Here is a 26,156-nt window from a genome sequence, read left to right on the forward strand (position 1 = left end):
GGGGGGCCCGCCGCCCCCCCCCCCCCCCCCGCGCGGGGGGGGGGGCCGCCCCCCCCCCCCCGGGGGAGGGGGCGGTGGCGCCGAGTGCGGAGGCCGTCGCGCTGATCGGCACCACGGTCAAGCTCCCGCGCATCCGTCAGTCGATCGCCAAGAACATGCTGGCCGGGCTGCAGACGGCCGCGCAGCTCACCACGGTGATGGAGGTCGACGTCACCCGGGTGGCCGCGCTCCGGGCTCGCGCCAAGGGCGCGTTCGAGGCGCGCGAGGGCGTGAAGCTGTCCTTCCTGCCCTTCTTCGTCAAGGCGATCATCGAGGCGGCGAAGCAGTACCCGATCGTCAACTCGTCGATCTCGGACGATCTCAAGGAGATCACCTACCACCCGACGGTCAACGTCGGCATCGCGGTCGACACCCCCCGCGGGCTGATCGTGCCGGTGATCAAGAGCGCCGAGGACCTCAGCATCCCCGGCATCGCCCGCCGGATCGCCGAGTTGGCTGCGCGCACCCGGGACAACAAGATCGCTCCCGACGAGCTCTCCGGCGGCACCATCACGGTGACCAACACCGGCTCGGTCGGGGCACTCTTCGACACCCCGATCTTCGTCCCGCCGCAGTCGGCCATCGTGGGCACCGGCACGATCACCAAGCGTCCCGCGGTGATCCAGGACGCCGACGGCAACGACGTCATCGCCATCCGCTCGCTGATGTACCTGGCGATGTCGTACGACCACCGCAACATCGACGGTGCGGACGCCTCCCGGTTCCTGATGGCGGTCAAGAAGCGCGTCGAGGGCGGCCAGTTCGCCGGCGACCTGGGCATCTGACCCGCTCGCTCCCCCGGCCGGCCGACCGCGTGCAGCGGCCGGCCGGCCGGATCCGGCGCATCTCGGAGGTGACGCGGTGAAGGTGGTCAGCGCAGGTTCGAGTGGCTTCCTGGGCATCCACTTGACCGACCACCTGCGGGCGGCCGGTCATCAGGTGCACCGGCTGGTCCGCCGCGCCCCGTCCGGGGACGACGAGCTCCGGTGGGATCCGGACACGGGCACGTTGTCAGCGGCGGCCCGCCGAGCCATGGCCGACGCGGACGCCGTCGTGAACCTGTGCGGCGCGGGCGTCGGCGCGCACCGCTGGACCGACGCCTACCGCCGCACCATCCGCTCCTCTCGGGTCGGCCCGACCGCGCTGCTGGCCCGGGTGTGCGCCGAGGAAGGTGTGCCGACGCTGTTGAACGCGTCCGGCACCGGCTACTACGGCGACCGCGGGGCCAGTCCGATGCCGGAGACCGAGACACCCGGCGCCACGTTCCTGGCCGGGGTCTGCGTCGACTGGGAGGCGGCCACCGCGCCGGCCGCCACAGCCGGCACCCGGGTGGTCCTGCTGCGCCAGGCTCCCGTGCTGGGCCGGGGTGGTGACCTCCTCGACCGCCTGTCGCTCATCGTCCGACTGGGTCTCGGCGGCCCGATCGCCGGCGGTCGCCAGTTCCTGCCGTGGATCTCACTGCGCGACCACCTGGCCGTGGTCGGCTTCCTGCTCGAGGCGGACGTCGCCGGCCCGGTGAACCTGGCCGCCCCCGAGACGGTGACCAACGCCCGGTTCGTCCGCGCGCTCGGCGCCGTGCTGCACCGGCCGACGCCCTGGCCCGTTCCCGGCATCGCCCTGCGCGTGGCGCTCGGCGGGTTCGCCGAGGAGATCACCGGCGGTCAGCGCGCGGTGCCGGACGTGCTCACCGGGGCCGGCTTCCGGTTCGCCGACCCGGAACTGCGCGGCGCGCTGGAGTGGGCGCTCGGGCAGTCGTGACCAACAGCGCCTGACCGTCAGTCCCCCGGCGGCGCCGGCGGCGGGTCCTCCAGCGACATGGCCGCCTGCAACAGCGCCAGGTGGGACAGCGCCTGGGGCAGGTTGCCCATGAACGCCCCGTCCCGCGGATCGATCATCTCGGCGAACAGGCCGACGTCGTTGGCCATCGGGACCAGCCGGCGCATCAGCTCCCGGCCCTCCTCGGCCCGGCCGACGGCGGCCAGCGCCGCCACGCCCCAGAACGAGCAGGCGACGAACGCACCCTCCTCCTGAGCCATGCCGCTGTAGCGGTACAGCAGCGGGCCGTCCCCCAGCTCGGCCAGTACCGCGTCGATGGTGGACGACATCCGCGGACCGGTGTCGAACCCGCTGATCGCGTGCAGCAGCACCGAGGCGTCGAGGTCCTGCGTGCCGGGGTACCAGACGTACGCGCCGCGCTCGTCGTCCCAGCAGTGCTCCCGGACCCACGCGGCGATCCGGTCGGCCTCGCTGCGCCACCGGGACGGGTCGCCGGGGATCTGCCCCCGGTCGGCCAGGTCGGACGCGCATCGCAGCGCCTGCCAGCAGCCCAGTTTCGACGACGTGTAGTGCCGCTCCTCGTGCAGCTCCCACATCCCCGCGTCCGGACGGATCCACACGTCGCAGGTGCGGTCGGCGATCGCGGCGAGGATCCGCCCGGTGTCCGCGTCGATGAGGTGCTCGTTCAGCACGGCGAGTCGGACGATGTCGAACAGGTCGCCGAAGACGCCGAGCTGGAGCTGGGTGGACGCGGCGTTGCCGACGACGACCGGTCCGATGTCCCGCCACCCCGGCAGCTCCGGGTAGTGGTGACCGCGGGGACGGCTGCCGTCCATCTCGTAGAACACCGACAGCTCGGGGCCGTCGGCGCGGATGGTGCGCAGCAGCCAGCTCACCGCGGCGTGGGTGTCCTCGCGGACGCCGTACCGGAACAGCGCATTCAGCGTGTACGCCATGTCGCGCACCCACGCGTAGCGGTAGTCCCAGTTCTTGCCGCCGTCCCAGGACTCGGGCAGGGACGTGGTCGCGGCCGCCGCGATCGAGCCGTGCGGTGCGTGGATGAGCAGCTTCAACGCGAGCGCGCTGCGCAGCACCGCGTCGGCGAACTCGCCGCCGGGACGGTCGTGCCCGGACGCCTCGCCCGCGGCATCGGTCGAGGACCCGTGCTCCTCCGGACGTGCGGTACCCGGCTCGGTGGTCCCGCGCAGCGCCGGATCACCGTCCGGATGCGCGGCGGCGCGACCGCCGCGGCCGCCGGCACTGAAGGTGCGCGACCAGCGCTGCCAGCTGTCGATGGTGCGCTCGATGCCCGCGTCGACCTCCTCCGGCGGGTTGAGGTGCAGGGGTTCGGCGTCGGTGGCGACCAGACCGACCAGATACCGCGAGCCCGCGGTCGCGACGAACTCACCGGCCACGTCCTGCTCACCGAGCGCGACGTCCATGTCACCGAGCAGCCGGACCGCCATGGTGACGCCGTCCAGCCGCAGCACGTGACCGTGCACGGTGTCCTGGCGCCACGGGGTGGCGGTGCCCAGCGCCGTGCCCGGAGCGACCCGCCAGCGCATCGGCACTGCGCCCCGGAGTCCCTCGATCCGGCGGGCCAGCTCGGACCAGGGCAGCCGGCCGGCGATCCCGGAGTTCATCGAGTCGGTCACCCGGACCTGTCCGGCCGGGCCGGTCCATGTCGTGCTCAGCACGTTGGTGCCGTCGACGTACTCCCGGTGCACGGTCATCGCGTCCGCGTCGACCGGTCGGAGCTCGATCCAGCCCCCGTTGTCCCGGTCGAGGATGGCGGCGAAGGCCGGTGGCGAGTTCAGGTCGGGCAGCGGCAGCCAGTCGATGCGGCCGTCCCGGGCGACCAGTCCGACGGTGCGTCCGTCACCGATGGCGCCGTAGGTGCGCAACGCCGCCCACTCCGGGGCGGCCGGGGAGGCCAGGAAGCGACCGGGTGGCCGGGCGGCGCTGCGGGGCGGGTCCTGCGGTCCGGCGTCAGTGGTCATCGATCGGTGCTCGCCGCTCCTGCTGGTCGGGGCTGGTCGGGTCGGTACCGCGGGCCGCCTGCTCGGCGCCCGCCGCGGTGCTGGTGGAGGTCAGTGCTCGTACGGGTCGGCCGGCTGTGCCACGGTGCGCAGCGCATGCACCTGCACGGTCGGCACGTAGAAGTTGTCCGCGTTGCCGGTGCCGGGGACCGCGGTGATGACCGCCTCGACCCAGGTGTCGGACGGGAGCGGGGCATCACCGTCCACGTGCAGCTGGACCGGGGTGGCGTCGGCGGCGCAGCAGCTGATCACCATCCGGGCGATGCTCCAGCCGCCGTCGAACCCGTCACCTGCCGGCGCGACGAACCCGGTGACGGTGACCGGGTGGTCGGCCAGCGAATGCCCGGGGTCGTACAGGGCGCGCAGCACGGTGTCTCGCATGGTCAGCGGCGGATCGCTGCCGTCCGGCAGCGGCGGGAAGGTGCTGGCCGCTCCCTCGCCCGTCGGGGTGTCACCCCCGGCCGCACGCGCGGCGGCGCCGCCCAGGTTCTGCCGGTCCGCGACCGACCCGGTCTCCTGACCACCACCGACCAGGGAGTACCCGGCCACCGCCTGCGACTGCGCGGTGCGGGTGATCGAGTCCGCGCCCAGCGCGGGCGGCGCGACCAGCAGCAGCACCAGCACCGGCACCACGATCAGCCAGGGGGCGCGGGACGAGTCGTGGTCGTGACCGTGCGCGTCCGGGCCGACGCCCTGGGCGGCATCGTCGGGGGCGACATGATCGGGGGCGGCATGATCGGGGGCGCCGTCGTCGTGTCCGTGCTCGGCTCCGACCCGCTGGGACCGCTCGGCCCGCAGGTCCGCCCGTACGGCCAGCACCAGGCTGATCAGCCCGACCGCCACCAGCGCACTCCCGCCGATGATGAGCAGCGGCGCGAACCCCGGCTTGACGTATGCGGTGAAGCGCCCGGAGACGGTGATGGCCAGCAAGAGTCCACCGAGCAGCACCGTGATGATCGACTGCGTCAGCCGGTTCACGACCATCCTCCCCAGAACAGCAGGCCGGTGGCCGTGCCCACCACCACCGCCACGACGAAGGTCAACGGCGCGAACCGGACGGCGAACCGCTTGCCGAAGGTGCCGGCCTGCATGGCGACCAGCTTGACGTCGACCGCCGGCCCGACGGTCAGGAACACCAGTTTGCCGACCATCGGGATGGTCGAGAACGCAGCCGCAACGAAGGCGTCGGCCTCCGAGCAGAGGGCCAGGATGAACGCCAGGGCGGCCATCAGCAGGATCGACAGCAGGATCGACGACGCGATGTGCTCGTCCATCCAGCGCCGGGCCAGGACGTTGAACGTGGCCGCCGCGGCCGCGCCGATCACCAGGAAGCCCGCGGCCTGCGCGAAGTCACCGAGCATGGTGCCGACGAACAGCCGCCAGCGGCCGGCCGCGGTGGCCGGGCGGTCCGTCCCGTCCAGCTCCAGGGCCCGACGTGGCACCAGCCACTGCGGTTTGCCGATCCGCTGCCAGATCCACCCGACGATGAGGGCCGTGGCCAGGCCGGCGACCAGCCGGGCCCACACCATCGACGGCTCGGTCGGGAACGCGATGGCCGTCGCGACCAGCACGATCGGGTTGACCGCCGGCGCCGACAACAAGAAGGCCAGCGCCGCGGACGCGGGCACCCCTCGGTCGATGAGCCGGTTGGCGATGGGCACCGACCCGCACTCGCACCCGGGCAGGGCGATGCCGGCCGCGCCGGCGACCGGCACGGCCAGCGCGGGACGCTTCGGCAGCAGCTTCTGGAAGACCCGGGCCGGGACGAAGGCGGCGATGGCGCCGGACACGATCACGCCGAGGACCAGGAACGGGGTGGCCTGCACGATCACGGCCACGAACACGGTCGACCACGTCTGCAGCACCGGGCGGTCGAGCAGCCGTTCCAGCGGTCCCTTGAGCAGCACGCCCAGCAGCAGCACCGCACCGAGCATCTCGAGCGATCCGGGCCGGTAGCCGGAGCGACCGCGCCGGGCGAGCCCACCCGACGGTCCGCTGCCGGGGCGGGTCGTGGTGGTGTCCGCGCCGCCACCGTCGGGGCCGGTCATCGAGCGGCCCGCTCGGCGTCGACCGGCGCCGCGGACCCGGACGTCCCAGCACCGCTGCCGTCCTCGAGCACCGCGCCGAACCGCCGGGTACGGCTCGCGTACAGCTCGCAGGCCTGCCACAGGTCGCGCCGGTCGAAGTCCGGGAACAGCGTGTCCAGGAACACCATCTCCGCGTACGCGGACTGCCAGAGCAGGAAGTTGCTGGTCCGCTGCTCCCCCGACGACCGCAGGAACAGGTCGACGTCGGGCATGTCCGGCTCGTCCAGGTAGCGCGCCACGGTGCGCTCGTCGACCCGGTCCGGATCCAGCCGGCCGGCGGCGGCGTCCTGGGCGATGGCCCGGGCAGCGTCGGCGATCTCGGCCCGGCCGCCGTAGTTCACGCACATGGTCAGGGTGAGCACCGTGTTGTCCGCGGTCAGCTCCTCGGCGGCCTCGAGTTCTCGGATCACGCTGCGCCACAACCGCGGTCGGCGACCGGCCCAACGCACCCGGACACCCAGCTCGTGCATGGCGTCCCGGCGGCGCCGGATGACGTCGCGGTTGAACCCCATGAGGAAGCGCACCTCGTCCGGCGACCGTTTCCAGTTCTCGGTGGAGAACGCGTAGGCCGACAGGTGCCGGACGCCGATCTCGATCGCGCCCTCGACGACGTCGAACAGGGCCGCCTCGCCGCGCTTGTGCCCCTCGGTGCGGGGCAGACCCCGGGCCTTGGCCCACCGGCCGTTGCCGTCCATGACCAGGGCGACGTGCCCGGGCACGGTGTCGGCGGGCAGCGCGGGCGGCCGGGCTCCCGAGGCGTGCGGTGTGGGCGGTCGAACCGGCCGGACCGATCGGGACGATCCGGCGGCCCGGGCACCGCCGCGCAGGCTCGGGCTCACCCGACACTCCCGGCGGGGGCCTGCGGCCCGGGACCGGCCACCGCGCCGGTGGTCACGGGCACCCCGTCGGGTCCGTCGCCCGACCGGTCGACCAGGGGCAGCGAGCGCAACGCCCGTTCCAGGTGCCACTGCAGCAGCGCGGCCACCAGACCGGCCGACTCACGCCGCTGCACTGGCGTGGACGCACACGCGGTGACCCAGTCCCCCTCAGCCAAGGCCGCCATCAGTCCAACGGTCGCCGGTGACGGCCGGGCCGCGCCGGTCGACCGGCAGACCGCGCAGAGCAGGCCGCCCGCCGGCACCGAGAACGCGGGGTGCGGGCCGGGAGTCGCGCACCGGGCGCACTCGCGCAGCGCCGGCGCCCACCCGGCCAGCGCCATCGCCCGCAGCAGGAAGGCGTCCAGCACCAACGCGGGATCGCGGTCGGTCTCCACCAGCGTCCGCAGCGCCCCGACCAGCAGCAGGTGCAGCCGCAGCGCCGGCTCCCGCTCCTCGGCCGTGAGCCGTTCGGTCGTCTCGGCGATCACCGTCGCGGTGGTCCACCGCTCGTAGTCGGCGGCCAGTGTGGGTCCGAACGCGTCCAGCGAGACGGCCTGCGTGACGATGTCCAACGACCGCCCTTCGTACAGCTGCAGATCGACGTGGCTGAACGGTTCCAGCCTGCCGCCGAAGCGGCTCCTGGTCCGCCGCACCCCCTTGGCCACGGCGCGGACCCTCCCGGTCCGCTTGGTCAACAGGGTGACGATGCGGTCCGCCTCACCCAACTTGCCGACACGCAGCACGACTGCGCTGTCCCGGTAGACCGCCACCCGGTCATCGTGCCACCGCCGGGACGTCGTCCCGGGGATCACCGCGGGCAAGGGCGTGGACTAGCCTGAGCCGGACCGGACCGAGGGTCGCGACGGGGCGCGTCCCAGTCGGATCCGGCACCACTGTCGGGCGCCCTCGACCGGGCCGCTCGACGGCCGCGACCGGTCCCCCGAGCGATGGAGAGGTTGGTCCCATGGGTACCGCTCCGACGGTCCGGCGTGCCGTCCCGGACGACGCCGAATCCTTCGCCGCATGCCAGTTGGCGTGCTGGCGGGAGGCGTACTCGTCGCTGTGGGGCCCGGACCGCTTCGACGAGCTGGATCCTGCCGGGCTGGCCGAGCTGCGCCGGTCCGAACTCGAGGCCGGGACCGCCGAACATCTGCTGGCCGAAGAGGGCGGCGAGGTGATCGGCATCGCCATCGCCGGACCGACGCGGGACGACGACGCCCCCACCGAACTCGAGCTGTACGCGATCTACGTCCGGGCCGCGTCGCAGAACTCCGGCGTCGGCGCGACGCTGCTCGAGGAGGCCACGGCCGGGCGCCCCGTGTCGCTGTGGACCTACCGCGACAACGCCCGGGCCACCGCCTTCTACGTCTCGCACGGCTTCATCCCTGACGGTGAGGAGCGCAACGACTCCGAGGGGATCCTCGAGATCCGGATGGTCCGCCGCTGATCGGCGGCTGACCCGACCGTTCGTCGGCCGGGAACCGTCCGGCAGCGCGATGGCCCGGTCGGCGCTGGCATGCTGATCCCGTGGGCCGAGTCACCGCACGCACGCCCGTCCGCCGCTGGCGCGACGGTGCCTTCACCTCCCGACCCGACACCGTGGCGGGCGAGGAACCCCTGGAGATCCGGGTCGATGGCGTCTCGCTGGCCGTCACCATGCGCACGCCCGGCGCCGATGTCGAACTGGTGCACGGATACCTGCACGCCGAGGGTGTCCTGGCCGAGGCCGACGACGTGGTCACCGCGCGGTACTGCGACGGGGTCGACGAGCAGGGCCGCACCACCTACAACGTGCTGGACATCAGCCTGCGCCGCGGCCCCGCCGACCGCCGCGACCGGGCCCCGCTGCCGGTGCGGGCGGTGCTGACCAGTTCGGCCTGCGGTGTGTGCGGCACCGCCGCCATCGATGCGGTCCGGCAGCGTGGCCGCCACCCGATCGGGCCAGGACCACAGCTGGACCCCGCGGTGATCACCGCCCTGCCCGACCGGTTGCGGGACGGGCAACGGTGGTTCCGCAGCACCGGTGGCCTGCACGGCGCCGTGCTCGTCGACACCGACGGCTCGCTCGGCCCGGTCCGCGAGGACGTCGGCCGGCACAACGCGGTGGACAAGGTCATCGGCGTTGAACTGCTGGCCGGGCGGCTGGGTCCCGGCCGCCCGTTGGCCGACCGCGCGTTGGTCACCTCGTCCCGCGCGTCGTTCGAGCTCGTGCAGAAGGCGTTGCTGGCCGGGATCTCCACCCTCATCGCCGTGTCGGCCCCGTCCTCGCTGGCCGTCGAGCTGGCGCGGGACGCCGGAATGACGCTCATCGGGTTCACCTCGGCCCGTGGGTTCAACGTCTACAGCGGCCCGCACCGGGTGGCCGGCGCCGGCTGAGCCGTCGTCCCGGAGATCGGCCCGGTCCGACCGGAACACCCGACGCCCGGAACGGGTTGCACACCAGGGAGCACGCTCCCCGGGATCACGTCCGTACGGACCCGGGTGGAGCGTCGTTCGGACGAGACGACGAGGAGCTGTGGATGAGCGAGCCGACGACCGCGACGGGGACGACGACCGGTGGCCCGGCCGAGCGGGCGGAGGCCGCGGGGCTGGGCCGAAGAACGCCGGGCCGGGCGGTGCTGTCCGTGCTCGACCTGGCCACCGTCGGCGCCGGGGTCCCTGTGACGCGGGCGCTGCGCGACACCGCCGAGCTGGCGCAGCTGGCCGAACGCCTCGGCTACCGCCGCTTCTGGGTGGCCGAGCACCACGGCATGCCGGCCGTGGCCTCCGCGTCACCGCCGGTGGTGCTGGGGCACCTGTCCGCGGTGACGTCCACCATCCGGCTCGGATCCGGTGGGCTCATGCTGCCGAACCACGCCCCGCTCGCCGTGGCCGAGCAGTTCGCCACCATCGGAGCCTTCGCACCCGGCCGGGTCGACCTCGGCCTGGGCCGCGCCCCCGGCACCGACCAACTCACCGCCTACGCGCTGCGCCGGCGGATGGAGGACGACCGCACGGACGACATGGCCGACCGGCTCGCCGAACTGCAGCACTTCCTGCGCGGCGACTTCGCCGGTGACCACCCGTTCGGCCGCATCAGGGTCGTCCCCGACCCGACCGGACTGGTCGTCTGGCTGCTGGGCTCCTCGGACTACTCGGCCCGGCTGGCGGGCCGACTGGGCCTGCCGTTCGCGTTCGCCCACCACTTCGCCGGCATGGGCGGCACCACCGAGCAGGCGCTGGACGTCTACCGGTCGTCGTTCCGGCCGTCCGAACTGCTGGACGCGCCGTACTCGATGATCGGCGTGAACGCGCTGGCTGCGGACGACGAGGAGAGCGCCGCCTACCAGGCCGCCGCGGGAGCGCTGTCGATGGTGCTGCTGCGGCAGGGCCGACTGCAGGAGACCCCGACGCCGGAGCAGGCCGCGGTCTACCCGTACACGCCGGCCGACCGCGCCACCATCCAGGCGATGCGCGGCACCGCGCTGGTCGGCACGGCTGAGCAGATCGTGGACGGGCTGGACGACCTGGTCCGCCGGCTCGAGGTGGACGAGCTGATGGTGACCACCCAAGTGCACGGGGCCGCTGTGCGGCGCCGGTCCTACGAGCTCGTCGCGCAGGCCTGGACAGCACGCCAGCCGGCCGAGCCGACCCCGGTGGCCGGCTGACACCAGGACACCGACCCGCGGCGGATCAGCCGCCGCAGGTGGTGTCGACCCAGGTCTCGAGGTTCGTGAGCGCCTGGGTGACCGCCGGGTCGTCCACGATGGCCAGGGCCTCCGCCCCGCTCGTGCCGTTGGCCGCGTCCAGTGCGCCGAGCAGCACCTGCACGTCCGGCACCAGTTCCGACGGTACGGACTCGAGCAGCGGTTCGACCGCGGACCGCAGCTCCGCGCCGTCGAACGGGGTGTCCGGATCCAGGTAGGGCTGCAGCAGGCCGAGGCCCAGCGCGGCGTACGCGGTGGCCACCGTCGCGCAGTCCTCGTCCCACCCGGGCAGGTCCTCCAGCCCGGTGAGCTCGGTCGGCAGCGTGAGGTCGGTGGGCAGGTCGAGATCGGTCGGCACAGAGAGGTCGGTCGGCAGCGTCGGCAGGGTGAGATCGGTCGGCACCGCCAGCGTGGACGCCGGATCGGAGGGGTCCGGGATGATCACCGTCTCGGTCTCGTCGATGGTCAGCTCGGTGCCCCGGGCGGTGGTGGTCGGCGAAAGGGTGCCCGCCGTGGTACCGCTCGGGCTCGAGCCCGCCGTCCCCATCGCTGCGGGGACGGGCTGCGCAGACCCGCCGACGGCGGACGAACAGGCGACCGTGACGCCCAGCAGGCAACTGGCCGCGGCCAGCACGGCCGCGGTGCGCCCGCTCAGCCGGCGACGAGCTGCCCGCGACACCGGCTGACGGTCTCGCTCGGGACGGATGAGTCCGACCATCGGGTCAGGCCGACTTCTCCCGCGGCGTGCGCTTGGCGGGCCGCGGCACGATCGTCGGGTAGACGTTGGACCGGACCGTCTCGGCGGTCACCACGACCCGCTCGACGTCGTCCCGGCCGGGCACCTCGTACATGGCCGGCAGCAAGACCTCTTCCATGATCGCGCGGAGCCCGCGCGCACCGGTCCCGCGCAGGATGGCCTCGTCGGCGATGGCCTCCAGCGCGTCCGCGTGGAAGTCGAGGGTGACACCGTCCATCTCGAACAGCCGCTGGTACTGCTTGGACAGCGCATCCCGCGGTTCGGTCAGGATCTTGACCAACGAGTCCTTGTCCAGGTTGGTCACCGAGGCGACGACCGGGAGCCGGCCGATGAACTCCGGGATGAGCCCGAACTTGATCAGGTCCTCCGGCATGACGTCGGCGAAGACGTCGGAGGAGTCGATGTCGAACTTGGACCGCACCTCCGCACCGAAACCCAACCCACGCTTGCCGACCCGCTCGCCGACGATGCGCTCCAGGCCGGCGAAGGCGCCCGCCACGATGAACAGCACGTTGGTGGTGTCGATCTGGATGAACTCCTGGTGCGGGTGCTTGCGACCGCCCTGCGGCGGCACCGACGCCTGAGTGCCCTCGAGGATCTTCAGCAGGGCCTGCTGGACGCCCTCGCCGGAGACGTCTCGGGTGATCGACGGGTTCTCCGACTTGCGGGCGATCTTGTCGACCTCGTCGATGTAGACGATGCCGGTCTCGGCCCGCTTGACGTCGTAGTCGGCGGCCTGGATCAGCTTCAGCAGGATGTTCTCGACGTCCTCACCGACGTACCCGGCCTCGGTGAGCGCAGTGGCGTCGGCGATCGCGAACGGGACGTTCAGCATCTTGGCCAGCGTCTGGGCCAGATAGGTCTTGCCGCAGCCGGTCGGGCCCAGCATCAGGATGTTCGACTTGGCCAGCTCGACCGGCTCGGGGCCACGGTCGGGGCCGGCCTGGATCCGCTTGTAGTGGTTGTAGACGGCGACGGACAGTGCCTTCTTGGCGGTGTCCTGGCCGATCACGTACTGGTCGAGGTACTCACGGATGGCCGTCGGCTTGGGCAGCTCGTCGAGCTTGACCTCGCTGGTCTCGGCGAGCTCCTCTTCGATGATCTCGTTGCACAGATCGATGCACTCATCGCAGATGTAGACGCCGGGGCCCGCGATGAGCTTGCGGACCTGCTTCTGGCTCTTCCCGCAGAACGAGCACTTCAGCAGGTCTCCCCCGTCACCGATGCGCGCCATGAGCCCTCTCGATCTTTCTCCTGGGCAGGTTCCCCAGTTCGGTCGGCGACCAGTTCCCGCACCGTACCGGCTGGTCGGTCGAACGCCGTCGGCAACGCCGCGGTGATGCAGAAAACACTCGATCCGGGTGTCCGGCCCCGGCAGGCGGGGTCGGACCGGTCGACCCGAGGACCCGTGACCAGCGTAACGACTGGCGCTGACCGGCGCAGGGACATTCACCCGTCGGGAACCCTGCGTCCAGAAGGGGCCACTCCGGATGGGCCGGCGGCGCCCCGCCGGCCGGCCGGGCCGGCCGCGGCCGGGAGGACACGAACGGTGTCTCCCCGGCCGGCGGGTCAGCTCAGGCCTCGACCTTGCGGTAGTTCAGCACGTCGTCGATGAGGCCGTAGTCCTTGGCCTCGGCGGCGGTGAGGATCTTGTCGCGGTCGATGTCGACCCGGACCTCCTCGGCCGACTTGTTCGAGTGCCGCGCCAGGATCTCCTCGAGCGCCGAGCGCATCCGACCGATCTCGCGCGCCTGGATCTCCAGGTCGGACACCTGGCCGTACACGCCCTCGGTGGCGGGCTGGTGGATCAGGATCCGCGAGTTCGGCAGCGCCATGCGCATTCCCTGCGATCCTGCGGCCAGCAGCACGGCCGCAGCGGACGCGGCCTGCCCCAGGCACACGGTCCGGATGTGCGGGCGGACGTACTGCATCGTGTCGTAGATGGCCGTCATCGAGGTGAACGAGCCGCCGGGCGAGTTGATGTACATGATGATCTCGCGGTCCGGGTCGGTGGACTCCAGCGTCAGCAGCTGAGCCATCACATCGTTGGCGGACGCGTCGTCGATCTGCACGCCGAGGAAGATGATCCGCTCCTCGAACAGCTTGTTGTACGGGTTGGACTCCTTGACCCCGTAGCTGGTCCGCTCGACGAACGACGGGAGGATGTACCGCGCCTGCGGCAGGTTCAAGGCGTTGCCGTGGGCCAGCCCGCCGGGCATCTGGTGGCCGTTCTTGTTCACTGTGCGCTCCTGCTCTGCTGGTCGGTCCTGGTCCCGGTGGGGGATCCGGCCGTCACTGCTTGGCTCCGGCGCCGGTGGCACCGCCGGCGGCCGGACCGCCCGGCTGGTCGGCGGCGCGGCTGACGACCCGGTCGATGAAGCCGTACTCGAGCGCCTCCTGGGCGGTGAACCAGCGGTCGCGGTCCTGGTCGACCTCGATGCGCTCGAGCGGCTGCCCGGTGTGCAGGGACTGCAGCTCGGTGAGCTCCCGCTTGCTCTTGGTGAGCATGTCGGCCTGGATGGCGATGTCCGCGGCGGTGCCGCCCACGCCGGCCGACGGCTGGTGCATCAGGATCCGGGTGTGGGGCAGCGCGGAGCGCTTCCCCTTGGCCCCGGCAGTGAGCAGGAACTGCCCCATGGAGGCGGCCAGGCCCATGGCGATGGTGGCCACGTCCGGCTCGATCAACTGCATGGTGTCGTAGATCGCCATGCCCGCGGTGACGCTGCCACCGGGCGAGTTGATGTAGAGGGTGATGTCCTTCTCGGGGTCCTCGGCGGCCAGCAGCAGGAGCTGGGCGGTGATCTCGTTGGCGTTGGTGTCACGCACCTCGGAGCCCAGGATGATGATGCGCTCGCGCAGCAGCCGTTCGGACACCGAGTCGTTCAGGGACAGTCCCGGCGTCCCGCGCATGACCGCGGGCATGACCTCCGGGGCGGCCGACGTCAACCGCCGCAGCGCGGCGAGGGGGGAACGGTGGCTCAACGGACAGCTCCTCACGAGAAGGGTCGCGTCGCGGCAGGGCCGATGAGTGACGCGTGGTCGGGCGGCCCACCACTCGGGTCCCGACGGGGAACCGCCGCGGTGGACGTGCTCCGACAGTAACCACGGCAGGTGCGCTGCCGCCGGGAGGGGCGGCACTGTTCGCTGTCGGCGTGACCGACCGTGGCGGCCCCGGGGACACGACAGCCGCCCCGGCGGACCGGGGCGGCTGTCGGGAGGAGCCGGGCAGGACCGGACGCGTCGCGGGGACGCCGACGGTCAGTCCTTGGTCGGCTGTGCGTCCTGCGTGTCGGCCGCCAGCGTGTCCCCGTCCGGCGAGTCGGCGTAGGCGTCGCTGTCGGCGGCGTCCGGATCGGCGGCCTCGGCGTCGACCGCCTCGATGGCCGCGGCGTCCGCCTCGTCGACAGCGTCATCGGCAGCGTCATCGGCAGCGTCGTCGTCAGCTGACACGGTGGCCACGTCGATGACGTCGGGACCGTCGGACTCGTCCTCGGCGACCTCCTCGACACCGAAGAGCTCCGGCACGTTGAGCGTGTTGCCCGACGCGTCGGTCACGGTGGCCTGCTCGACGGCGGCGGCCAGCGCCTTGCCCCGCCGCACGTCGGAGAACACCGCGGCGATCTGACCGGTCTCCTGCAGCCGCTGGAAGTACTGCTCCGGCGGCACGCCGATGCGCTGGGCATTGAACAGCAGCCGCTGGGTGAACTCCTCCTGGCTGACCCCGAGCTGGGCCTGCTCGGCCATGGCGTCCAGCAGCAGCTGGGTGCGGACGGCCTGCTCGGAGCTCTCGCGCACCTCTGCGTCGAACTCCTGGCGGGTCTTGCCTTCACCCTCGAGGTACGCGGCGAACGCCTCCTCGTTGTGGTCGAAGGCATGCACGGCGTCGTGCTCGCGCACCTCCACCTCGGCCTTGACCACGCCCGCCGGCGCCGGGATGTCCACCGCGGCCAGCAGAGCCTCGAGCACCTTGTCCCGGGCCTGCGCGCCACGCTCCAGGTTCTTCACCCGGGTGATCTTCTCGACCAGGTCGGTGCGCAGCTCGTCCACGGTGTCGAACTCCGACGCCAGCTGCGCGAACTCGTCATCCACCTCGGGCAGGACGCGCTCCTGGACGGCGGTGACCGTGACGGTGACGTCGGCCTCCTGGCCGGCGAACTCGCCGGCGACCAGGTTGGTCCGGAAGGTCGCGAGGTCGCCGGCGGACATGCCGACCAGCGTGTCGTCGAGGCCGTCGACCAGATCGCCGGTGCCGACCCGGTAGCTCAGACCGTCGGTCGCCGCGTCGGTGAGCTCGCGGTCGCCGACCGCGGCGCGCAGGTCGATCGTGACCAGGTCACCGTCGGCGGCGGCCCGGTCGACCGCGGTGGTGGTGGCGAACCGCTCGCGCAGGGCGTCGATCTGCTCCTGCACGTCCGCGTCGGTGATCTCCAGGTCGTCGACGGTCACCGAGACCGTCGACGCGTCGGGGACCTCGAACTGCGGCCGGATGTCGACCTCGGCGGTGAACTCGATCGACTCGTTGTCGTCGACACGGGTGACCTCGATCTCCGGCTGGCCCAGCACGGCCAGCTCGGACTCCGACACGGCCTGGCCGTACTTGACCGGCACGGCGTCATTGACCACCTCGGACAGCACCGCCCCGCGCCCCAGCCGGGCGTCCAGGATGCGGGCCGGGACCTTGCCCGGCCGGAAGCCCGGCACGCGCACCTGGCCGGCGAGGGCCTTGTACGCCTTGTCGAACTGCGGCTTGAGCTCGTCGAACGGGACCTCGACGGTGAGCTTCACCCGAGTCGGGTTCAGGTGCTCGACAGTGCTCTTCACGGTGGTGGACTCCTCGGTGCGGGGATCGGGCCGGATGGCCCTCCGACCGGGGGCCGACCGGGTGGTCAGCACGGATTGACCGCTGGTCGGGGTGACAGGATTCGAACCTGCGACATCCTGCTCCCAAAGCAGGCGCGCTACCAAGCTGCGCTACACCCCGATGCCGGCGGGGCGCATCCTGCACCCAGGGCGCAGCACCACCGACCCGGCGAGCTTAGCCCGGGCGCTACGATGGACCGGTCCGGTCGGACGGGCGGCGATCACCCAGGTGGTCGCGCTGCGGTCCGGCGGCGCGGTGCGATCCCGACGGATCGGTCCACCTGCACCTTCCGGACGATCGCGGGCGTAGCTCAATGGTAGAGCCTCAGTCTTCCAAACTGATGACGCGAGTTCGATTCTCGTCGCCCGCTCCGCACCGGGCAGGACCGGCGTCCGCCACCGGTCGCGCCCGGCGCGGGCGTGCCAGTGCTGGCGGCGCCCGCCCGGGCCGTGCACGACGGCGTCCTACGATCTCGGGGTGCGGGACCGCGCTCCGGTCCCCCGGACCGTCCCCGACCACCGACGCCCGGGGCAGACGGATCCACCGTGTCCCACGCAGAGGGAAGTGTCAGTCATGACCGTGCGCAAGGTCGCCCTGCTCACCGCCGGGGGATTCGCCCCGTGCCTGTCGTCGGCCGTCGGTGGCCTGATCGAGCGGTACACGACGGTCGCACCCGACGTCGAGATCATCGGCTACCGGTACGGCTACCAGGGACTGCTCAGCGGGTCGTCGATGCCGGTGACGCCGGACGTCCGCGAGGGCGCCGGCCTGTTGCACTCCTTCGGCGGCTCACCGCTGGGCAACTCCCGGGTCAAGCTGACCAACGCGGCCGACCTGGTCGCCCGCGGATTGATCGGCGAGGGCGAGGACCCGCTGGCCGTCGCCGCCCAGCGCCTGACCGAGGACGGGGTGGACGTCCTGCACACCATCGGCGGGGACGACACCAACACCACCGCCGCGGACCTGGCCGCCCACCTGCGCGACCACGGTCACGACCTCACCGTCGTGGGCCTGCCCAAGACCATCGACAACGACATCATCCCGATCAAGCAGTCACTCGGGGCCTGGACCGCGGCCCAGGAGGGCGCCCGGTTCGCCCGGAACATCGTGGCGGAGCACAACTCCGGCTCGCGGATGCTGATCGTCCACGAGGTGATGGGGCGGCACTGCGGGTGGCTCACCGCGGCGACGGCCTCCGCGTACCGCGACTGGTTGGCCGGCCGGCAGTGGCTGCCCGAGTTCGGTCTCGATCTCCCCGGCTGGGACGTGCACGGTGTGTACCTGCCGGAGGCGGCGCTGGACTTCGAGGCGGAGGTCGCGCGGCTGACTGAGGTGATGGACCGGGTCGGCAACGTCACGCTGTTCGTGTCCGAGGGCGCCGGGATGGACACCATCGTCGAGCAGCTCACCGCGTCCGGCCAGGACGTGCCCCGCGACCCGTTCGGTCACGTCAAGCTGGACAAGATCAACCCGGGCCAGTGGTTCGCCGACCGGTTCGCCGACCGGCTGGGCGCGCAGAAGGTCATGGTGCAGAAGTCGGGGTACTTCTCCCGGTCGGCGCCCGCCGGCGAGGCCGACCTGCGGTTGATCCGGTCGATGACCGACCTGGCCGTCACCGTGGCCCTGGACGGGCACGCGGGGGTGATCGGTGAGGACACCGAGCGGGGCGGCGAACTGCGGGCCATCGAGTTCGAGCGGATCAAGGGCGGCAAGGCGTTCGACCTGGACACCGACTGGTACCGGGCACTGCTCACCGACATCGGGCAGCCGCGGGCTGTCCCGGTCGGCACGGTCTGAGTCGCGGTCCGGTCGGACGGCCATGAGCGAGGGACCGTCGCCGGGGTCGCCCGACCCCGCGACGGGCGGGCCGACCCCCGGACCGCCGGTCGTCCCGGACGACCGGGCCGGCGCAGCGGGCAGCGCCCGGCGACGGCACCGGACGCGACGGACGGCCGCCCCGTCCGCTTCCGATCGTGCGCCGGGGCCCGAAGCAGCCGTGCGATCGGCCCCCGGAGAGCCGCCGGTCACCACCGCGGACGAGCAGGGCTCGGGCGGCCGGCCGGCTCCTGACACGGCCTCGCCCGCCGCGGGGCCGGCCGATCCGGGGACCGATGCGGGGGGACCGGCACGGTCGGGAGCCGCGGGCCGCCCGGCTCGGCGGGCCCGTGGCGGACGCCGGACGACCGGAGGACCGGATCTGGGCGACCGTCCGGACCGGGGCACGCAACTGCCCTGGCTCGACGCCGTCCGAGCCCGGGAGGTCGCCGTGCCGTCGGCCGCCGACCTGCGCGCCGCCGACGGGGAGGTCGTGCTGGTGCGCCGGCACTGGGTCCCGCCGACGGAGGTGCGACGGGGCCGGTCCGACGCCGGATCCGGGACCGACTGAACGCCGGCCCGGGCCGGACGAGGGTCAGTCGGACAGCTCGGGCGCCACCGGGTCGGCTTCGTACTCCGCCAGCATCCCGATCCGCCGCTCGTGCCGGGGGTCGTGGCTGAACGGCGTGGCCAGGAACAGCTCGACGAGTCGGGTGGCCGTCGGAACGTCGTGCATGCGGGCACCCACGGACACGACATTGGCGTCGTTGTGCTGCCGGGCCAGGGTCGCGGTGTCCTCGTTCCAGGCCAGGGCGGCCCGGACCCCACGCACCTTGTTGGCGGCGATCTGCTCGCCGTTGCCCGACCCGCCGATGACCACGCCCAGGCTGCCGTCGTCGGCGACCACCCGGCGACCGGTCTCCAGGCAGAACGGCGGGTAGTCGTCCTGCGGATCGTAGTGATGGGCACCGACGTCGACGACGTCGTGACCGAGACCGCCAAGGTGCTCGATCAGGTGGGCCTTGAGCTCGAAGCCGGCGTGATCCGAACCGATGTAGACGCGCATGGCGTCAGTGTGGCAGGTGCCCGCTCGGTGGTCGGCAGGTCACGGGACCACCAGCACCGGAAACCGGTGCCGGGCCACCACGGCCCGGGACACCGATCCGGCGGTGATCCGGTGCAGCACGTCCGCGAACCCGTGGTGCCGCTTGCCCACCACGACGCACGCCGCGTCCCGTTCCTCGGCGATCCGGATCAGTTCGGTGCCGGCCTCACCGGTGGTGGAGATGAGCTGCCACTCGGTGCCCTCGAGGTCGCCCGATGCCCGCAGCGCCGCGACGAGCTCCCGCTCGACGGCCTCGTCGGCCTCCCGGTCGACGGCGAACTCCTCGGGCATCGGCACGTAGCCCTCGATCATCGGGACCGCGGGCCGGCGCACGTGCACCAGGAGCAAGGGCCGGCCCGCCGCGCGGGCCAGGAACACCGCGGCCCGCAACGGCCGGCCGCAGGCGGCCGCGTCGTCCACACCGACCACCATCGGCCCGGACCGCATGTCCGGTGGGATCGGGATCCCGGTCGGCCCGACCTGCCCCGGCCCTGCCGGAACGCCGGAACCGACCCGGCCGTCACCCGGTCCTGCTGGGACGCTCGCTTCCATCGCTGCCGCCTCCTCCGTCGCGCGGACCACCTCGTCCGCACCGGGCCCGGGCATCCGCCCGCCCGGGCATCGCCTCTCAGTCGAACCGCGGCGCCTCGGTCCGGGTCCGCTTCAGCTCGAAGAACTCCGGGTACGACGCCAGCGCCACCGTTGCATCCCACAATCGCCCGGCCTCCTCGCCACGCGGGATGCGAGTGATCACCGGACCGAAGAACGCGACGCCGTTGACGTGGATGGTCGGGGTGCCGACGTCCTTGCCCACCGGGTCCATGCCGCGGTGGTGGCTCTCGCGGAGCTGCTCGTCCCACTCGGTGCTGTCGGCCGCCGCAGCCAGCTCGGCCGGCAGACCCACCTCGGCCAACGACCCGGCGATGACCTCGGCGGGATCGTCGATGCCCTGGTTGTGGGTGCGGGTGCCCATCGCGGTGTACAGCGGGGCGAGCACCTCTTCGCCGTGCCGGGCGGCTGCGGCGACGGCGACGCGGACGGGCCCCCAGGTCTTCGCCAGCAGGTCGCGGTACTCCTGCGGGATGTCGTTGCCCTCGTTCAGCACGGCCAGGCTCATCACGTGCCAGTGGACCTCGATGTCCCGGACCTGCTCGACCTCGAGGATCCAGCGCGAGGTGATCCATGCGAACGGACAGCGCGGGTCGAACCAGAAGTCGGCGCGGTCCTTGCCGGTGGTCGACAGTTCGGTCGGGTCGGCCGCAGGCGTCGTGGTGGTCATCCGGTCTCCTCCAGCTCTGGGGCGGCGAGGTCGCCGCCGACGGCGGGCAGTCCCGTCGGTCGCCACGATCATGCGCCGGTGGTCCGACAGCCCGGCCTGCGCCCCCCGGCCCGACCCCGGTCGACGGCGTCGCTGCCGTCCACTGTCCCACCGGGCCCGGCCGCCCGGGTCGACGGGTCGGCTCCCGCACGATCGTCGACTGTCGGCCGGACGTGATTGGCTCTTGGCATGGCAGGCGCACCGCGCCGCGATCGAAGGACCGGTCGCGTCCGGTCGCACGTCCGCCGGACGGGGCTCCCCGGTCGGCGGCATCCGTGGAGTTCGGAAGGACAGCAACGATGGCCCAAGGCCCCAATCTCACCCGCGAGCAGGCCGCCCGCCGCGCCGCCGCGATCGAGGTCCGGTCGTACGACATCCGTCTCGACCTGACCGACGGCGCCGGCGCTCCGGGGACCGACACCTTCCGCACGCGCTGCGTGATCGACTTCGCCGCCCGCACCCCGGGGTCATCGGAGCCGCTGTGGGTGGACTTCGTGGGCGACTCGGTGGTCTCCGCGACGCTCAACGGGGAGCCGGTCGACGTCAGCGGCTGGTCCGACACCGAGGGGCTGGCGCTGCCGTCCCCGACCGAGCGCAACGAACTCGTCGTCGAGGCGGTCGGTCGATACACGAACACCGGCGAGGGGCTGCACCGGTTCGTCGACCCCGTCGACGGCGCGGTCTACCTGTACTCCCAGTTCGAGACGGCCGACGCCAAACGGCTGTACCCCTGCTTCGACCAGCCGGACCTCAAGGCGACTTTCACAATGACGGTGACGGCACCGGGCGACTGGCAGGTGGTCTCCAACGGGGCCACCGCGTCCATCACCGACGACGAAGGTCTGGGCAGCCGCACCCACGCGTTCGTGACCACCGAGCCGATGAGCACCTACGTGACCGCGCTGGTGGCCGGCCCGTACCACGTCGTCCGGGACCAGCACGACGGCATCGACCTCGGCCTGTTCTGCCGGCGCAGCCTGGCCGAGTTCCTGGACGCCGACCGACTGTTCGCCGAGACCAAGGAGGGGTTCGACTTCTTCCACTCGGCCTTCGGGGTGCGGTACCCCTTCGGCAAGTACGACCAGCTGTTCGTGCCGGAGTTCAACGCCGGGGCCATGGAGAACGCCGGCGCAGTGACCTTCCGCGAGGAGTACGTGTTCCGGTCGCGGGTGACCGGCTACCTGTACGAGCGGCGCAACGAGACGATCCTCCACGAGATGGCGCACATGTGGTTCGGCGACCTGGTCACCATGCGCTGGTGGGACGACCTGTGGCTGAACGAGTCGTTCGCGACCTGGGCCTCGGTCGTCGCGCAGAGCGCCATCGGTCGCTACCCGGCGCCGTGGACGACGTTCGCCAACGTCGAGAAGTCGTGGGCGTACGTGCAGGACCAGTTGCCGTCCACCCACCCGATCTCCGCGGACATGGTCGACCTGGCCGCGGTCGAGGTGAACTTCGACGGCATCACGTACGCCAAGGGCGCCAGCGTGCTCAAGCAGCTGGCCGCGTACGTCGGCTTCGAGGAGTTCCTGACCGGGCTGCGGGCCTACTTCTCCGCGCACGCCTTCGGCAACGCCACGCTCGCCGACCTGCTCGGCGCCCTGGAGCAGACCTCCGGCCGGAACCTCTCCGCCTGGTCGGCGGCCTGGCTGCAGACCACCGGCATCAACGAGCTGGCGGCCGAGTTCGAGCTGGACGCCGACGGGACGTTCTCCCGGTTCACGGTGGTGCAGGGTGGCGCGGCGCCAGGGGCCGACGAGCTGCGGCCGCACCGGCTGGCCGTCGGCGTCTACCGCACCGACGCCGAGGGACGGGTGGTCCGCGACCGCCGGGTCGAGCTCGACGTCACCGAGGGACGCACCGACGTCCACGACCTGGTCGGGGTTCCGGCCGGTGACATGGTCCTGGTCAACGACGACGACCTGACCTACGCCAAGGTCCGGCTGGACGACCGCTCGCTGCAGACCGCCATCGAGCACATCGCCGACGTGCCCGAGTCGCTCCCCCGCACGCTGGTCTGGTCGGCCGTCTGGGAGATGACCCGCGACGCCCGGATGCGGGCCCGTGACTTCCTGGCCCTGGCCGTGCGTGGACTGGCCGGCGAGGACCAGATCGGCGTCGTGCAGCGGGTGCTGTCGCAGCTGCACGGAGCAGTCGGGTCGTACGCCGACCCGGTGTGGGCCGACCGTGAGGGCTGGCCGTCGCTGACCGCCGCCCTGCTCGATCTCGCCGGGCAGGCCGAACCCGGCAGTGACGTGCAACTGGCCGCGGTGAACTCGCTGGCCGGCGCCCGGCTGGATGACGACGCCCTGGATCGCGTGGCCGGCTGGCTGGACGGCTCGGCACCGCTGCCCGGCCTGACCGTGGACACCGACCTGCGCTGGACCCTGCTCGGAGCCCTGGTGGCGCACGGCCGGGCGGGCGAAGCGGAGATCGCGGCCGCCGAGGCGGCGGACGCGACAGCGTCGGGCACCCGGCGGGCCACCGGTGTGCGCGCTCTGGTGCCGACCACGGAGAACAAGCGGCGGGTGTGGGACCAGCTGATGACCGACGACTCGATGGCCAACGCCCTCCAGGACGCCGCCATCGGTGGGTTCTCGCACCCGTCGCAGAGCGCGCTGCTGCAGCCGTTCACCGACCGGTACTTCGCCGAGGTGGCCGGGGTGTGGGACCGGCGGTCGATCGAGGTGGCCCAGAAGGTCGCGGTCGGACTCTACCCGCGGTGGGCGATCGGCCCGGACACCGTCGAGGCCGCGCTGGCCTGGGAGGCCCAGGACCATCCGACCGCATTGCGGCGGCTGGTGTCCGAGGGCCGCGCGGGGACCGAGCGTGCGGTGGCGGCCCGGCGCGCCGACGCCGGCTGAGCCACCCCGGACATCATTCGGGGTCGCGCGGTTGCACGATCCCGGATGCCCGACAGGCCCGTGGGGTCGACGCGGACGTGCTCGCCGTGCGGGCTCGCCACCCGACAGCCCCGGAACGACGACGATCCCGGCACCGTGGCGGCGCCGGGATCGTCCTGGGCGAGCGACCAGGCTGGTGGGCGGACCGCCCACCGGGTGGTCCGCCGACGACTTCAGGAGCCGCCGCGGACCGGTGGGGTCACCAGCGGACGCGTTCGGGCAGCGTGCCCGCCTGCTCGGCCAGCACCCGGACGCCGTTGACCAGGCCGCCGGCCAGATCGCCGTCCGTGCAGGACGAGACCACCGAGAGCACCGCCAGGCGGGCGGCGCGGTCGCTGATCCGCAAGGCTGCCTCCGCGCCGGTGATGACCTCGACCACCTTCTGTGCGGGCGAGACGGCCAGCAGCACCGCCTGCGGGTGGTCGCTGCCCAGACCGTCGAGCAGGCTCTCGGCGGTGGTCCTGGTCGACTCGCCCAGATCACCGAGGTACGTCGAGAAGCGCAGGCCGGTGAGCAGCTCGGCCTCGTACAGGACGTCGTCCAGCCGTTCCAGTTCGACGGTGGTCAGCGGGTTGTTGTACTCCCCCACCGGACCACAGGTCGGCGGACTCCAGGGCTGCACACCCCCGGACCTGACCGCCAGTCCCTTGGTGTCCGCCATCGGCCGGTCGTCACCATGTGCCACGAGCGCCTCCTCGGCTGCTGTCCGGCGTGCTGATCGTCGAACCGGAGGCGACCGGCTCGCTGCCCGCCCACCACTGGGCCGGGTAGTCCCACCCCGGGCCACCCTTCGGCCGGCGCCGTTGGTGGATCCGGTGCGGCACCAGGACCAGCAGCGCGATCAGCACGTACAGGGCCAACGGAGCCAGGACGAACACCGAGACCGTCTGCAGAATGCTCACGCCGGTGAGCGTAGCGTGCCCACCCCGACCGATCCGGATGCCCCACAGGGCGGACCGGTGCCGCCGCCGTGGATGCCTGCAGTCGGCGTCACCAGGCGCGGGCGGGCGGTTCCGGCGCGAGCAGTGAGCGCGCCGCGGCCACCGCCGCCAGCAACGTCAACCCGCCCGCGGCCACGAACACCGCCGGCACGCCCCAGCGCTCCGCGACGGCGCCGCCGGCGGTGGCCCCCAGCGGCAGCACCCCCCAGGCCACCACGCGGAACGCGCTGGAGACCCGGGCGATCATGTCGCGCGGCGTGCGACGCTGCCGGCGCGCCGCCGACAGCACGTTCCAGGTGCCCTGGGCCAGACCCAGCACGGTGTAGCCGAGCAGGGCGGCCGCCGGGTGCACGAGGAATCCGACCGCGAGCAGGCTGCCCCCCATCCCCAGCACCGCCACGAACATCACCGGGCCGCCGCGGTAACGACTGGCCACCCAGGGCAGGCCGAAGGACGCCACCAGGGTGCCCACCGAGTACGCGGCCAGCATGAAGGCGTAGAACGTCTCCGGCATCCGCAGTTCGTCGGTGGCGTACAGCACGAGCATCGCGTCGGCCGCGGCGTTGGCCAACGCGAGCACCGCGACGGTGCTGACCAGGGTCCGCAGGGCGCGGTCCCGCCAGAGCACGCGCAACCCGCTGCGCACCCCGTCCGCCATCCCGCGCCTGACGCCCGCGGCTCGATCGCCGCTCGCTGACTCGGCCGGCGCATCGGTCGGCGCCGACGGTCCGGGTGCGGCTTGCTCGGAGGTCGCCACGGCCGCCACCGGTCGCGGATCGGTCGGCGCCCGGACCGTGGTCACCACGACCGCGCCGACCAGGTAGGCCGTCGCGCAGGCCGCGAACGCGGCGGTCGGGGACACGGTGAACAGCAGCCCGCCGACGATCGGACCCACCAGGTCGAGCGCGGTCGTCTCGGTCGTCACGAACCGGGCGTTGGCCCGTTCCAGTTGTTCCGGTCCGACGACCCGCACCACGAGGCTCTGGGCCGCCCCGTCGGCGAAGGTCTCGGCCGTGGTCGCGGCGAACCCGACGACACACAGCACGGTGATCGACAGGGCGTCGGCCACCAGGAAGCCGATCAGCGCACCGATGAGCGCGGCGCGGACGACATGGGCGACGGCCATCACGCGGACCGGATCGAGCCGGTCGACGAGCGCACCGGCCGGAATCGCGATGAGCAGCCAGGGGGCCGCGGTCACCGCCGCCACCACGGCGACCGCCGCGGGTGACGGATCGACCGTGACCGTCAGCAGCGGGAGGACCACCACGCGCAGACCGTCGGCGGTGAGCGACGCCGCCCACGCGACGATCAACCGGTGGAAGGCGGGTGGCAGCCTGTCGGTGGGTGCGCCGCGTCCACCGACCACCTGCGCCGCTCCCCTCGTCGTGCGACTCTTGCACCGGACGCCGGACGTTCCGTCCAGGCCATGGGCCGCACCGCCGGCGGTCCTGGTCGTCGGTGTCCGGTGCCGGTGAGTGCGCGACCCGGGTCATTCGATCACGGCCCGGATCGCACGAAACGCGTCGCGCCGGAACGACGCGCACGGCGCCGGGTACTCGCAGGGACCGTGCCGGCCGACCGATGACGTCGCCGGGTTCTGCTCGAGTTCCGTCAGCCGAGTTCAGCCGGACGAATGGGACGAACAAGGACTTTTCGACGCAGGGCCGAACGGGTCGACTCTCGATTCCATTCAGTGAAACTGCGACTTTCGAGTGAACCACACCGAAGCTCTCGCTTCGTCAAACGAGTGAAAACACTCATTTGCGTGGTTTCGCCATCCAGTCCGTCCATGTCTCGTGCAATCGGACACTCACTTTCCGTGATCATCTCGGTGGGCCATTCAGGCCATCGCGGCCGCTCCAACCATATATTGGTGAAGCACGACCGCCGCAGCGCGGACATGAAAGACCAAGTCCTTCAGACACTCTCACCAGCATCCCCCAATTGG

General features: G+C 72.5%; 23 protein-coding genes and 2 tRNA genes. 8 read left to right on the forward strand and 17 right to left on the reverse strand.

What is annotated here, in order from left to right; translation table 11 throughout:
• Positions 1-74: 74 nt before the first annotated feature.
• Together JL106_RS07545 and JL106_RS07550 are read left to right on the forward strand one after the other, a co-directional pair.
• Positions 75-824, forward strand: coding sequence for a 2-oxo acid dehydrogenase subunit E2 (locus tag JL106_RS07545; RefSeq protein WP_328841705.1), 750 nt, complete (start codon positions 75-77; stop codon positions 822-824).
• Positions 825-900: 76 nt separating this feature from the next.
• On the forward strand, positions 901-1,797 hold the full coding sequence (locus tag JL106_RS07550) for a TIGR01777 family oxidoreductase (RefSeq protein ID WP_205260103.1): 897 nt from the start codon (positions 901-903) through the stop codon (positions 1,795-1,797).
• A 17-nt stretch (positions 1,798-1,814) separates the two neighbouring features.
• Here JL106_RS07550 and JL106_RS07555 read toward each other — a convergent pair whose 3' ends face one another.
• The 5 genes from JL106_RS07555 to recO all read right to left on the reverse strand — a co-directional run bounded on the left by JL106_RS07555 (position 1,815) and on the right by recO (position 7,589).
• Complete coding sequence (locus JL106_RS07555; RefSeq protein WP_205260104.1) at positions 1,815-3,815, reverse strand: glycoside hydrolase family 15 protein; 2,001 nt, start codon at positions 3,813-3,815, stop codon at positions 1,815-1,817.
• 90 nt (positions 3,816-3,905) lie between these two features.
• Complete coding sequence (locus JL106_RS07560) at positions 3,906-4,832, reverse strand: TIGR03943 family putative permease subunit (RefSeq protein WP_205260105.1); 927 nt, start codon at positions 4,830-4,832, stop codon at positions 3,906-3,908.
• Positions 4,829-5,902, reverse strand: a complete 1,074-nt coding sequence (locus tag JL106_RS07565) for a permease (protein ID WP_205260106.1) — start codon at positions 5,900-5,902, stop codon at positions 4,829-4,831. The genes JL106_RS07560 and JL106_RS07565 overlap by 4 nt, the downstream gene beginning before the upstream one ends.
• Positions 5,899-6,780 (reverse strand): isoprenyl transferase, encoded by an 882-nt coding sequence (locus tag JL106_RS07570; RefSeq protein ID WP_328841708.1) that lies wholly within the window; start codon positions 6,778-6,780, stop codon positions 5,899-5,901. Before JL106_RS07570 ends, JL106_RS07565 begins: the two co-directional genes overlap by 4 nt.
• Entirely contained in the window at positions 6,777-7,589 is an 813-nt protein-coding gene (gene recO, locus JL106_RS07575; protein WP_205260107.1) for a DNA repair protein RecO, read from the reverse strand. Before recO ends, JL106_RS07570 begins: the two co-directional genes overlap by 4 nt.
• Positions 7,590-7,783: 194 nt before the next feature.
• Here recO and JL106_RS07580 point away from each other — a divergent pair, with 194 nt between their 5' ends.
• The 3 genes from JL106_RS07580 (at position 7,784) to JL106_RS07590 (ending at position 10,466) form a co-directional block, all read left to right on the forward strand.
• Entirely contained in the window at positions 7,784-8,266 is a 483-nt protein-coding gene (locus JL106_RS07580) for a GNAT family N-acetyltransferase (protein ID WP_205260108.1), read from the forward strand.
• 80 nt (positions 8,267-8,346) lie between these two features.
• Positions 8,347-9,195: a formate dehydrogenase accessory sulfurtransferase FdhD gene (gene fdhD / locus JL106_RS07585; RefSeq protein WP_205260109.1), complete on the forward strand. Its 849-nt coding sequence runs from the start codon at positions 8,347-8,349 to the stop codon at positions 9,193-9,195.
• A gap of 143 nt (positions 9,196-9,338) precedes the next feature.
• Positions 9,339-10,466: an LLM class flavin-dependent oxidoreductase gene (locus tag JL106_RS07590; RefSeq protein ID WP_205260110.1), complete on the forward strand. Its 1,128-nt coding sequence runs from the start codon at positions 9,339-9,341 to the stop codon at positions 10,464-10,466.
• Between the two features lie 25 nt (positions 10,467-10,491).
• Here the strand turns inward: JL106_RS07590 and JL106_RS07595 are convergent, their stop codons facing one another.
• The 6 genes from JL106_RS07595 to JL106_RS07620 form a co-directional block, all read right to left on the reverse strand.
• Positions 10,492-11,184, reverse strand: a complete 693-nt coding sequence (locus JL106_RS07595; protein WP_205260111.1) for a hypothetical protein — start codon at positions 11,182-11,184, stop codon at positions 10,492-10,494.
• A 43-nt stretch (positions 11,185-11,227) separates the two neighbouring features.
• Positions 11,228-12,496: an ATP-dependent Clp protease ATP-binding subunit ClpX gene (clpX, locus tag JL106_RS07600; protein WP_205260112.1), complete on the reverse strand. Its 1,269-nt coding sequence runs from the start codon at positions 12,494-12,496 to the stop codon at positions 11,228-11,230.
• A gap of 340 nt (positions 12,497-12,836) precedes the next feature.
• Positions 12,837-13,481 carry an ATP-dependent Clp protease proteolytic subunit gene (locus JL106_RS07605; protein WP_205260431.1) on the reverse strand — a complete coding sequence of 215 codons (645 nt, stop codon included), beginning with the start codon at positions 13,479-13,481 and terminating at the stop codon, positions 12,837-12,839.
• 73 nt (positions 13,482-13,554) lie between these two features.
• On the reverse strand, positions 13,555-14,184 hold the full coding sequence (locus JL106_RS07610; RefSeq protein ID WP_205260432.1) for an ATP-dependent Clp protease proteolytic subunit: 630 nt from the start codon (positions 14,182-14,184) through the stop codon (positions 13,555-13,557).
• A gap of 336 nt (positions 14,185-14,520) precedes the next feature.
• Complete coding sequence (gene tig, locus JL106_RS07615; protein WP_205260113.1) at positions 14,521-16,083, reverse strand: trigger factor; 1,563 nt, start codon at positions 16,081-16,083, stop codon at positions 14,521-14,523.
• Between the two features lie 83 nt (positions 16,084-16,166).
• Positions 16,167-16,243: transfer RNA gene (locus JL106_RS07620), tRNA-Pro, on the reverse strand.
• Positions 16,244-16,422: 179 nt separating this feature from the next.
• Between JL106_RS07620 and JL106_RS07625 the strand changes: the two genes are divergently transcribed.
• Together JL106_RS07625 and JL106_RS07630 are read left to right on the forward strand one after the other, a co-directional pair.
• Positions 16,423-16,493, forward strand: a tRNA-Gly gene (locus JL106_RS07625).
• Between the two features lie 203 nt (positions 16,494-16,696).
• Entirely contained in the window at positions 16,697-17,920 is a 1,224-nt protein-coding gene (locus tag JL106_RS07630) for a pyrophosphate--fructose-6-phosphate 1-phosphotransferase (RefSeq protein ID WP_205260114.1), read from the forward strand.
• A gap of 613 nt (positions 17,921-18,533) precedes the next feature.
• Here the strand turns inward: JL106_RS07630 and JL106_RS07635 are convergent.
• From JL106_RS07635 to JL106_RS07645, 3 genes are all read right to left on the reverse strand, one after another.
• Positions 18,534-19,004, reverse strand: a complete 471-nt coding sequence (locus JL106_RS07635) for a ribose-5-phosphate isomerase (protein WP_205260115.1) — start codon at positions 19,002-19,004, stop codon at positions 18,534-18,536.
• Between the two features lie 39 nt (positions 19,005-19,043).
• Positions 19,044-19,490, reverse strand: a complete 447-nt coding sequence (locus JL106_RS07640) for a universal stress protein (protein ID WP_205260116.1) — start codon at positions 19,488-19,490, stop codon at positions 19,044-19,046.
• Between the two features lie 181 nt (positions 19,491-19,671).
• On the reverse strand, positions 19,672-20,322 hold the full coding sequence (locus JL106_RS07645) for a mycothiol-dependent nitroreductase Rv2466c family protein (protein ID WP_205260117.1): 651 nt from the start codon (positions 20,320-20,322) through the stop codon (positions 19,672-19,674).
• Between the two features lie 338 nt (positions 20,323-20,660).
• Here JL106_RS07645 and pepN point away from each other — a divergent pair, with 338 nt between their 5' ends.
• Positions 20,661-23,225, forward strand: a complete 2,565-nt coding sequence (gene pepN / locus JL106_RS07650; protein WP_205260118.1) for an aminopeptidase N — start codon at positions 20,661-20,663, stop codon at positions 23,223-23,225.
• 238 nt (positions 23,226-23,463) lie between these two features.
• Here pepN and JL106_RS07655 read toward each other — a convergent pair whose 3' ends face one another.
• The 3 genes from JL106_RS07655 to JL106_RS07665 form a co-directional block, all read right to left on the reverse strand.
• Complete coding sequence (locus JL106_RS07655; RefSeq protein ID WP_205260119.1) at positions 23,464-23,949, reverse strand: DUF5130 family protein; 486 nt, start codon at positions 23,947-23,949, stop codon at positions 23,464-23,466.
• Complete coding sequence (ctaJ, locus tag JL106_RS07660; protein WP_205260120.1) at positions 23,936-24,166, reverse strand: aa3-type cytochrome oxidase subunit CtaJ; 231 nt, start codon at positions 24,164-24,166, stop codon at positions 23,936-23,938. Before ctaJ ends, JL106_RS07655 begins: the two co-directional genes overlap by 14 nt.
• 88 nt (positions 24,167-24,254) lie before the next feature.
• Positions 24,255-25,574 carry an MFS transporter gene (locus JL106_RS07665; RefSeq protein WP_205260121.1) on the reverse strand — a complete coding sequence of 440 codons (1,320 nt, stop codon included), beginning with the start codon at positions 25,572-25,574 and terminating at the stop codon, positions 24,255-24,257.
• Between the last annotated feature and the right edge of the window lie 582 nt (positions 25,575-26,156).

The organism is Nakamurella leprariae (assembly GCF_016918035.1).
Classification (GTDB): domain Bacteria; phylum Actinomycetota; class Actinomycetes; order Mycobacteriales; family Nakamurellaceae; genus Nakamurella; species Nakamurella leprariae.